At 65.4% G+C, this 9,518-nt stretch carries 10 protein-coding genes; 6 read left to right on the top strand and 4 right to left on the bottom strand.

Translation table 11 applies throughout. From position 1 onward, the window contains the following. Positions 1-213, top strand: a 213-nt coding sequence (locus BUC15_RS20320; RefSeq protein ID WP_217652131.1) for a hypothetical protein, incomplete at its 5' end; no start/stop codon positions are given. Beyond that, positions 207-740, top strand: a complete 534-nt coding sequence (locus tag BUC15_RS19370) for a hypothetical protein (protein WP_139280113.1) — start codon at positions 207-209, stop codon at positions 738-740. The genes BUC15_RS20320 and BUC15_RS19370, both read left to right, overlap by 7 nt. A gap of 208 nt (positions 741-948) precedes the next feature. On the opposite strand, the gene BUC15_RS06170 is transcribed toward BUC15_RS19370, so the two are convergent. Both BUC15_RS06170 and BUC15_RS06165 read right to left on the bottom strand, forming a co-directional pair. After that, positions 949-2,367, bottom strand: coding sequence for a sensor histidine kinase (locus BUC15_RS06170; RefSeq protein ID WP_073186655.1), 1,419 nt, complete (start codon positions 2,365-2,367; stop codon positions 949-951). Further along, positions 2,364-3,089, bottom strand: a complete 726-nt coding sequence (locus BUC15_RS06165; RefSeq protein ID WP_073186654.1) for a response regulator transcription factor — start codon at positions 3,087-3,089, stop codon at positions 2,364-2,366. The genes BUC15_RS06170 and BUC15_RS06165 overlap by 4 nt, the downstream gene beginning before the upstream one ends. 356 nt (positions 3,090-3,445) lie before the next feature. Here BUC15_RS06165 and BUC15_RS06160 point away from each other — a divergent pair, with 356 nt between their 5' ends. From BUC15_RS06160 to BUC15_RS06145, 4 genes are read left to right on the top strand one after another with little or no spacing between them, the layout of a single operon-like run. Then, a complete protein-coding gene (locus BUC15_RS06160; RefSeq protein ID WP_073186653.1) occupies positions 3,446-5,788 on the top strand; it encodes a nitric-oxide reductase large subunit in 2,343 nt (780 codons plus the stop codon). Positions 5,789-5,791: 3 nt separating this feature from the next. Continuing rightward, positions 5,792-6,430 carry a hypothetical protein gene (locus BUC15_RS06155; protein WP_217652130.1) on the top strand — a complete coding sequence of 213 codons (639 nt, stop codon included), beginning with the start codon at positions 5,792-5,794 and terminating at the stop codon, positions 6,428-6,430. Beyond that, positions 6,430-7,236, top strand: coding sequence for an SPFH domain-containing protein (locus tag BUC15_RS06150; protein ID WP_073186651.1), 807 nt, complete (start codon positions 6,430-6,432; stop codon positions 7,234-7,236). Before BUC15_RS06155 ends, BUC15_RS06150 begins: the two co-directional genes overlap by 1 nt. Further along, positions 7,217-7,519 carry a hypothetical protein gene (locus tag BUC15_RS06145; RefSeq protein ID WP_073186650.1) on the top strand — a complete coding sequence of 101 codons (303 nt, stop codon included), beginning with the start codon at positions 7,217-7,219 and terminating at the stop codon, positions 7,517-7,519. The genes BUC15_RS06150 and BUC15_RS06145 overlap by 20 nt, the downstream gene beginning before the upstream one ends. A gap of 120 nt (positions 7,520-7,639) precedes the next feature. Here BUC15_RS06145 and BUC15_RS06140 read toward each other — a convergent pair whose 3' ends face one another. After that, complete coding sequence (locus tag BUC15_RS06140) at positions 7,640-8,089, bottom strand: DoxX family protein (RefSeq protein WP_139280112.1); 450 nt, start codon at positions 8,087-8,089, stop codon at positions 7,640-7,642. Positions 8,090-8,116: 27 nt separating this feature from the next. Then, a complete protein-coding gene (locus BUC15_RS06135) occupies positions 8,117-9,463 on the bottom strand; it encodes an NAD(P)/FAD-dependent oxidoreductase (protein WP_073186648.1) in 1,347 nt (448 codons plus the stop codon). Between the last annotated feature and the right edge of the window lie 55 nt (positions 9,464-9,518).

Genomic DNA, 9,518 nt, shown 5'->3' with positions numbered 1-9,518 from the left:
TTGTGGCCGACACCAGCGGTATCGCTGGACACCAGCCGTATACCGCTGGTGACGAGCCTTTCCGCAGGTATCGGCGCCGGATCGCTGGTGACGAGCCCTTCCGCTGGTGTCGACGTCAGAAGTCTGGTGTCGACGGCATATCCCTGGTGTCGACGTCAGAAGTCTGGTGTCGACGGCATATCCCTGGTGTCGACGGTGGATTGCTGGTGTTGAGCTTCCCGCTGGTGCTGTTGATGGTCGTGGACTCCAGCGGTTTGTGGCCGATACCAGCAGTATCGCTGGACACCAGCTGTATAACGCTGGTGACGAGCCTTTCCGCAGGTGTCGGCGCCGGATCGCTGGTGACGAGCCTTTGCGCAGGTATCGGGGGCGGATCGCTGGTGGCCAGCCTTTCCGCTGGTGTCGACGTCAGAAGGCAGGTGACGGGCACCCGGCTGGCGACCGGTTGTCCCCATGGTGTGTGCCTCGAGACGACGCTGGTGGTGCTGTTGATGGTCGTGGACACCAGCGATTTGTGGCCGATACCAGCAGTATCGCTGGACACCAGCTGTATACCGCTGGTGACGAGCCTTTCCGCAGGTATCGGCGCCGGATCGCTGGTGACGAGCCTTTCCGCTGGTGTCGACGTCAGAAGTCTGGTGTCGACGGCATATCCCTGGTGTCGACGGCATATCCCTGGTGTCGACGGCATATCCCTGGAGCTTCGCGCGGTGGGACCGGCTCAACCGACCGCTGGTTGAGCAGCCTCGTGAGGAACGAACGAGGGCGTGACGAAACCACCTTGCACACGGTGCAGAAGCCCGGCCCCAGGTTCTTGGGAGGGTTTGCGGTAATGGTCGCGATGGTTTCGTCACGGTCCCCGGCGCTTCGCGCGGTGGGACCGGCTCAACCGGCGCGAGGGGGACCGGCTCAACCGACGCGAGGGGGACCGGCTCCACCGACTCACGCTCAGGAGCGATCGACCAACGGGAGCCGCACCTCGAACGTCGTCAATCCCGGGCGCGACGCAACGTCGGCCGTCCCTCCCCAGCCCTCGACCAGCGCCTTCACGATCGCCAAACCTAGCCCGGTCGACTGTGCCGCCGTGTGCGTCCGCGCCTCGTCGGCGCGGGTGAACCGCTCAAACACCTTCGGCAACGTCTCGGGTGGGACCCCCGGCCCGTCGTCCGACACAGCGATGACGACTATGCCGTCCGAGACATGCACGCTGGTGTGGACCGTCGTGCCGGCGGGCGTGTGGGTGCGCGCGTTCGACAGCAGGTTCACCATCACCTGGTGGAGCTGGTCGGGGTCGGCCGACACCTCAACCTCAGAACTGGGCACGTCCAACAGCCAACGGTGGTCGCGGCTGGCCGCCTGCGAGTCGGAGACGGCGTTGACGACAACCTCCACGGCGTCGACGACGCTGGGTGCGGTCTTGACATCCGAGTCGAGCCGGGCCAACAGCAGGAGGTCGTTGACGAGCTTCGACATGCGTGTCGACTCGGATTCGATCCGACCCATCGCGTGCATCGCACCGTCCGCATCCGGATGACGCTGCGCCAGCTCGGCGTACCCGCGGATCGCGGCCAGCGGATTGCGCAACTCGTGCGAGGCGTCTGCCACAAACCGACGCAGCTTGGTCTCGGATGCCTCGCGGGAGGTCAGCGCGCTCTCAACGTTCGACAGCATCTGGTTGAAGGCGGCAGACAGCCGGGTGACCTCGTTGTCCTCGGGCAGGTCGCCCACGTCGACCCTCGGCACCTCGACCGAGCCTCTCTCCAACTCCAGGTGGCTGACGTTGTCCGCGGTGTCGGTGAGCTCGCTCAGCTTCCGCGTCGCGCGCTGCAGCACCTCCCGGGTGACAAGGGCCGTCGCGATCACGGCCAACGCGGACAGTGCGGCAGCCAGCCAGGTCAGCCTGGCCAGTGCAGTGTCGATCCGGTCGGTGGGCAGCCCGATGGTGACCTTGCCGAAGCTGGTCTCGTAGGCACGCACCCGGTACGAACCGGCGCCCGGAAGCGTGAGGGACGTGTCCATGCCGTCGGCTTGCACGTCCAGCAGCATCAAGACCTCTTCCTGGGTCAGACGGTCGCCCTCAGCTATCCGGATCACCAGGGCTTGTGCGCGACCGTCGGGCTGTTTCGTAGCCATGATCGTGCCGTCCGGGATGCCTGGCGACGAGATTCCGGCCAGGACGTCTCCTGGGTGCGCGGCCTTGAGCTGACGCTCCTGCACGGAGTTCAACTCGTTGGTGAGCTGGTCGAACAGGATGCTCCGGGCAGCCAGCACGGTCCCGAGACACATCAGTATCGCCATCACGGCGACCGTCACGATCATCCGGGGCAGGACGAGGGAGGCGAGCGAGCCTCGTCGTCTCGGGTTCATGCGCCAGCCGGCCGAAGCACGTAGCCGGCGCCACGCATGGTGTGAATCATCGGCTCCCGTTCCGCATCGATCTTCTTTCGCAGATACGAGATGTAGAGCTCAACCACGTTGGCCTGGCCACCGAAATCGTAATTCCAGACCCGGTCGAGGATCTGGGCCTTCGACAAGACGCGCTTCGGGTTGCGCATGAGGAACCGCAGCAGCTCGAACTCGGTGGCCGTCAGATGGATCTGGTTCCCTGCCCGGGTCACTTCGTGCGAGTCCTCGTCGAGGATCAGGTCTCCGACGATGATCTGCGTGTCAGGGCGAACCGTGGTGGCACCCGAGCGGCGCAGCAGGCCCCGGAGCCGGGCGATGACCTCCTCAAGGGAAAAGGGTTTGGTGACGTAATCGTCGCCGCCCGCGGTGAGCCCAGCGATGCGGTCGGTCACCCCGTCCTTCGCGGTCAGGAAGATGACCGGCACATCGGGCTGCTCGGTGCGGATGCGGCGCATCACCTCCATGCCATCGAAGTCGGGCAGCATCATGTCGAGTACCAGGGCATCCGGGCCCACCTCGCGGGCGACCTTGACGGCGTCGCTGCCGGTGGTAGCCGTGTACACGTCCCAGCCCTCGTACCTCATCGCCATCGAGAGCAGTTCGATCAGGCTCGGCTCGTCGTCGACGGTGAGGATGCGGATGGGGGTGCCGTCAGGGCGGCTGAGTGGTTCGGTGCTGGCCATGATCCAACCCTGGCACCTCGACACAGGTGAAAGCTATGCGTTCCCTGTGTGGATGCTGTGGGTCGCAGGGAGGGGACAGGGTGTCGGGTTCAAACCCAAGGTATTTGGGAGAACTCCGGCGCGTTCGACTGGGCGGGGTTAGTGTGGGCCAATGCCCCGACGGCAGGTCGCTTTTTATTGGCATGCCAGGCCGGGGCGGTAGCCCGGTGACCGGACCGGGCCGAGAAAACGCCAAGACGCGTGAGTAGCTCCGCGCCCCGAAGCGGCCGCACCTGAGCGGTCAGAATCCCAACGACTTTGTTGCGCCCTCACATCCTTCAACCCAAGTGCCCCCCCGGGGGCAGGACGGAGTTGTCATGGCACTGGAACAGACCGAGAAGACCGACCCGAAGGGCCGGTCCCACCTCAGCATCTCGAAGGGATGGGTGCAGGCCGTCGCGCTCGTCTTCGTCTTCGGTTTTCTCGTGATGGGCATTCTCGCCTACCGCACCTACAGCGACGGCATGCCTCAGCCGGAGCGTGTGGTGACCGCGGACGGCAATGTCCTGTTTACCAGCGAGGACATCACCAACGGGCAGGAGATCTTCCTGCGTAGGGGCCTGCAGCAATACGGCTCGATCCTCGGTCACGGCGGCTATCTGGGCCCTGACTACACAGCCGAGTACCTTCGCCTCTCTTCCGAGAACATCGCCGAACAGCTTCGGAACTCAGGCGTCGCGGACCCGTCGCAGGCGCTCGTCGAGCTCATGCGCACCAACCGCTACGACGAGGCCACCGGCACGCTGGTGTTCACACCCGAACAGGTGACAGCGTTCGAAGCGCTGAAGGGCCACTACGCTGACTATTTCGGCGAGCCCACCACCAAGTACGGGCTCCTGCCCAACCTGATCACCGACCCGGACGAAATCCACGATTTGACGGCGTTCTTCGCCTGGACCGCATGGGCTGCGGCGGCTGAACGTCCGGGCCACTCCTACTCGTACACGAACAACTGGCCACCCGAGCGACGTGTCGACAACCAGCCGAGCGCCGACATCCTCGTCTGGTCTGCGATGTCCCTGACCGCGCTGCTCTTCGGGATGGGAGGCCTCTTCGCAATCTACGGCCGCTGGTCACGAAAGATCGGCTGGCACGCCAACGAGGCGCCGAGCCTCCAGTTCCTGCAACCGGGGGATGTCGCCATCACCCCGTCCCAGAAGGTCACGGCCTGGTTCTTCCTCGTGGTGTCCATCCTGTTCGCGATCCAGGCGACATTGGGGGCTGCCATCGAGCACTACCGTGCCGAGTTGAGCGACTTCTTCGGCCTCGACCTGGCGCAGCTGCTGCCGTTCAACCTGGCGCGTACCTGGCACGTGCAACTGTCGCTGCTGTGGACGGCAGCCTCGTTCCTGGCCGCAGGCATCTTCCTGGCCCCGATCATCTCAGGCCGCGAACCGAAGAAGCAGTCCTGGCTGGCGGTCGGCCTGCTCGGCGCGCTTGCGATAGTCGTCGGGGGAACCCTGGTAGGTACCGCCGTCAGCGCGTTCGGCCCCGAATGGGCTAAGGGCTCACCCTTCTTCGACCAGCAGTGGGAGTATCTCGACCTGCCGAGGGTGTGGCAGGTGCTGCTGGTGATCGGGCTGTTCCTGTGGATCGCCATCATCTTCCGTGCCATCTCCTCCCGGCTCAAGACCGAGAGCAAGGTCAACATGCCATGGCTGTTCTTCTACTCGGGGCTCGCGATCCCAGCGTTCTATGCGGTCGGGCTGCTCGCCGGCAACGAGACACACATCACTGTCGCGGAGTTCTGGCGGTTCTGGGTGGTCCACCTGTGGGTGGAGGATTTCCTGGAACTGTTCACCACCGTCATGGTCGCCTACATCTTCGTGATGCTGGGGGTGGTGCGGCGCAAGATCGCGATCCAGATCATCTTCCTCGACGTCATCCTCTACTCTCTCGGCGGCGTGCTCGGCACGATGCACCACCTCTACTTCTCGGGCACCCCAGTTGAGCACATGGCACTCGGCGCGTTCTTCTCGGCGTTGGAGGTGGTGCCTCTGACGTTCCTGACCGTTGAAGCCTGGACGTTCCTGCAACTCGGCGCACGCCAGGAGTCTCGCAGCAGCGCCCCGTTCCCGCACCGGTGGGCCGTGATGTTCCTGGTGGCAGTCGGCTTCTGGAACTTCGTAGGAGCAGGTATCTTCGGGTTCCTGATCAACCTGCCGATCGTCTCGTACTACCAGATCGGTACGGCGCTGACCGCCAACCATGCGCACGCCGCCATGATGGGCGTCTACGGCATGCTCGCGGTCGGGCTCGCATTGTTCGCCCTTCGATACATCATCAAACCGGAGAAGTGGCCGGAGCGACTGGCGAAGCTCTCCTTCTGGTCACTCAACATCGGGTTGGCCTGGATGGTGTTCGCCACACTGTTACCGCTCGGGGTGCTCCAACTCTGGCACTCGGTCAACGACGGCTACTACGAGGCGCGCACGCTGGGCTACATCGCAACCCCCGGCAACGCCGTCCTCGAATGGCTCAGGATGCCAGGCGACGTGATCTTCCTCGTCGGCGGAGTGGCCCCGTTCGTGTGGATCGCCTGGACGGGTGTGAGACACGCCATCACGAAGCGCACGCACGTGCTCGAACCCGAGACGCTGTATGTCGAGGAGCATCCAGAGGCGAAGTTCGACCGCACCGGCCTGGACGGTCAGGGCTGAGCCATGCCTTTCACCGGAGCATGGGACGCCATGACGTGGTTCGCCATCGGCTACGCGGCCGTGCTGGTGGCGACTGCCTACGGAATCGACGCCCTGGCCAGGCGGGCCGCGCATTCCCTGGAGCGGCGACGCAGCGGCGGTTTCGTCTACCACGAGAGCCACGACGCGTGGCTCTGCCCCGAGGACCAGTGGCTCTGGCCCCAGTCGTTCGATCCCGAGAACCGGGTGATGCGATACCAGGCCCTGCCGACGGTGTGCAACACGTGCCCGGTGAAGGACACCTGTACCGTGTCCGACTCCGGGCGAGAGATGCAGCGACAGGTCGACCCGTGGCCCGCGTCCGAATCGGCGCGGTTCCACCGCGGGATCGCCTGCACCGTTGGCGTGCTGGGGGCGGCCTGGCCGTTGGCCGAGGCCGCCGCTACCGAGGACCATCTGGTGGCCTGGGTGCTGATCGGGGTCGCGGTGTTGGCGGTCGCCGCGACCTTGCCGCTGTTCGCCCACCTTCGCCGGACCCCCGCCGACCCCACCGGGGTGCTGCTCAAGTCGTCGGACGACAACGCCGACGAGCGGCTCCTGCTGGCGAGGCGGCAGCAGACCAGACGCACCGTCTACCGTTCAGACCAGCCCAGGAGGATCTGATGCATCCGATCGTCATCGTGCTCATCGTCGCAGCCCTCCTGCTGGTGGTGGTGATCTGGAGCCTGCGGATCATCCGCGAGTATGAGCGTGCCGTGGTCTTCCGCCTCGGGCGGCTCCGGGGCCCCCTCGGGCCGGGTGTGTTGTTCATCTTCCCCGGCCTCGACCGGTTGGTGCGGGTCGACCTCAGGGTCGTGACCCTCACCATCCCGCCGCAGGAGGTGATCACCAGGGACAACGTCACCGCGCGGGTGAACGCAGTCGTGCTGTTCAGGGTGATCGACCCGGTCAAGTCGGTGATGGAGGTGGAGAACCATGCGGTGGCGACCTCACAGATCGCGCAGACGACTCTGCGTTCGGTGGTCGGGCGGGCCGAACTCGACACCCTGCTCGCGCACCGGGCAGACCTCAACCAGGACCTGGCCGACACGATCGCCAGGCAGACTCAACCATGGGGGGTGGAGGCGCAGATCGTCGAGATCAAGGACGTCGAGATCCCCGAGATGATGCAACGCGCGATGGCGCGTGAGGCCGAGGCCGAGCGTGAACGTCGTGCAAAGGTGATCAGCGCCCGGGGCGAGTTGCAGGCCTCGACCGAGCTCCGGGACGCGGCCAGAACGCTGAGCGAATCCCCGGCGTCCCTCCAGCTTCGCTACCTGCAGACGTTGCTGGAACTGGGGGCGGATCAGAACTCGACCATAGTGTTCCCGTTGCCGATGGACATTGTCGCCCCGCTGCTCGGCCTGGCCGATCAGGCCAGACAGCCCAACCTGAAAGGGATGAACCACGATGCCCGAATCCACACCTGATCCCCGTGCCGTCGACACCGCGCCGCAACCCGGGCGTCCCATCGACCTGGTGCCCGCGCCGCCGGGCATGTGGCGGATGCTGCTCGGCGCCGGGTTCGCGCTTCTCGGTCCGCTGTTCGGCTTCCTGATCGGTTCCACGATGGGGGTGGGGGATTCGGTGGCCAACCTGAGCCCGTTGCAACTGGCGCTGTTCGGTGGCTTCGCCGTCGGAGGGGTGGGAGTGCTGGTCGCCATCTCCGGTGGCTGGACGATGTACGTCAATTCCAGGCGACGGGACGTTTGACTCGGCTACAGCGGGCCGAGTCGTCGCCACACAATGCTCAAGTCGAAGCTCAAGCCGAACGCCCGGGGTTCGTGCTGCGCGCTCGATAGGCGAGGGACCCAATTCCTCATAGGTGGCGAGTCAGGGGCCCTCGCCGATCAGGTTCTCCGCGTCGCGTGGCGGGCGCCGGAACAGGGGATCGAGCCCAAGACGACCGGACCCGAAGGCGAGCAGCAGCAGCCCTAGGGCGGCCAGGACCAGGTTGTATTCCCAGCCGTTCGTGAACTGGTAGAACCCGTTTCCCGCCTTCGTGGTCAGGATGGTGGCGACGTTCATGGCCACCATGCCGAGCCCGATCAGAGGGGTGCCGAGCCCGAACACCAGGAGGGTGCCGCCGACGACCTCGAACAGGATGGTCAGCACCGCCAGGCCGGACACGGCGGGCAGGCCGGCGTCGCGGAGGAGTTCCACCTGTGTTTCGAGGCCCGCCACCTGCCAGCGGTGCCAGCCGTGCGCGACCAGGACCACACCGGCCACGATCCGGGCAGCGAGGAGGGTGAGGTCGCGCACGACCTTCATGAATCCATCCACGCACCTTCTCCTCACTCGCCGTCACTGTTACGGCTTGATGTCCTCGCCGTGGATCAACTTGCCCGAAACACCGGAACCGAGTTGCTCAAGAGCCAATCTTCCAACCAGTTGCTGGTTGGTGACAACCCTCTGGGAACGTCCGTTGGTCATGAAGGTAAGCGCCCAACTGAGCAAGGTCGTGATCCGTTGCTTGAACCCGGCGATGTAGAGCAGGTGCAGGAACAGCCAGGCGAACCAGGCGACTATGCCGGTGAGTTGGAGCCGACCGATCTTCGTGACCGCCGAGTACTTCGAGATCGTCGCCATCGATCCCTTGTCCTTGTACTTGAAGGCGCCGGGTGGTTCGGTGTGCGCAAGCCGTGCCTTGATGATCCGGGCCGCGTGGCGGGCCTCCTGGATCGCGCCCTGCGCGACTCCCGGCACGCCTGGCACAGCCGCCATGTCGCCGATCACGAACACCTCGGGATGCCCTGGGAGCGTCAGATCCGGTTCGACCACGACACGGTTCGCCCGGTCGAGTTCCGCTCCGCTCTGTTCCGTGAGGATCCCGCCGAGTTCGCTGCCCTTCACACCCGCAGCCCACACCTTGCAGGCCGCCTCGATCCGCTCGGTGCTGCCGTCCTTGTGGCGCAACGTCAGGCCGTCATCGTCCACAGCGGTGACGATCGCCCCGAGAACCACCTCGACCCCCAACCTCGTCAGGGCCTTCTCGGTCTTCGCGCCGAGGCTCGCCCCGAACGGGGGGAGGACCTGCGAGGCACCGTCGACCAGGACGACCCGCGCTGTGGTGGGGTCGATCGAGCGGAACTCGTCGGCGAGGGTGGAACTGGCCAGTTCCCTGATCTGCCCGGCCATTTCGACGCCGGTCGGTCCCGCGCCGACGACCACGAACGTCAGCAACCTGCTGCGTTCCTCCGGGTCGGTGGTGAACTCCGCCACCTCGAACGCCTTGAGGATGCGGGCGCGCAGTTCGAGGGCGTCATCGATGGTCTTCATGCCCGGTGCGAAGGTCGCGAACTGGTCGTTTCCGAAGTAGGACTGCCCCGCGCCTGCGGCGACGATCAGCGAATCGTAGGGGGTCTCGTGATAGTCGTTGTGGAAGCGCCACTTGACGACCTGGTTCGTCAGGTCGATGTCCTCCACGAGCCCGAGCAACACCTGCGCGTTGGGCTGATGCGCCAGGATCTCACGGGTGGCGGGGGCGATCTCGCCTTCCGACAGCACACCCGTGGCGACCTGGTACAGCAGCGGTTGGAACAGGTGGGTAGTGGTCTTGGCCAGCAGGGTGATGTCGACCTCGGCGTGGTGGAGCGCCTTCGTGGCGAACAGCCCGCCGAAACCAGAACCGATCACGACGACGCGGTGCCCGGTCATGCGTGGGCCCTCGACAGGGGGGAAGAGTCGTTTCGCATTGGGCAAGCCTAACCCG

Origin of the sequence: Tessaracoccus bendigoensis DSM 12906 (assembly GCF_900141915.1) — a bacterium.
Lineage (GTDB): Bacteria > Actinomycetota > Actinomycetes > Propionibacteriales > Propionibacteriaceae > Arachnia > Arachnia bendigoensis.
This window is presented reverse-complemented; position numbering and strand designations above follow the sequence as displayed.

Bases quoted from the DNA above. Each gene is read 5' to 3' on its own strand.
- BUC15_RS06170 (WP_073186655.1), bottom strand. From the start codon at position 2,367: ATGAACCCGAGACGACGAGGCTCGCTCGCCTCCCTCGTCCTGCCCCGG.
- BUC15_RS06165 (WP_073186654.1), bottom strand. From the start codon at position 3,089: ATGGCCAGCACCGAACCACTCAGCCGCCCTGACGGCACCCCCATCCGC.
- BUC15_RS06160 (WP_073186653.1), top strand. From the start codon at position 3,446: ATGGCACTGGAACAGACCGAGAAGACCGACCCGAAGGGCCGGTCCCAC.
- BUC15_RS06155 (WP_217652130.1), top strand. From the start codon at position 5,792: ATGCCTTTCACCGGAGCATGGGACGCCATGACGTGGTTCGCCATCGGC.
- BUC15_RS06150 (WP_073186651.1), top strand. From the start codon at position 6,430: ATGCATCCGATCGTCATCGTGCTCATCGTCGCAGCCCTCCTGCTGGTG.
- BUC15_RS06145 (WP_073186650.1), top strand. From the start codon at position 7,217: ATGCCCGAATCCACACCTGATCCCCGTGCCGTCGACACCGCGCCGCAA.
- BUC15_RS06135 (WP_073186648.1), bottom strand. From the start codon at position 9,463: ATGACCGGGCACCGCGTCGTCGTGATCGGTTCTGGTTTCGGCGGGCTG.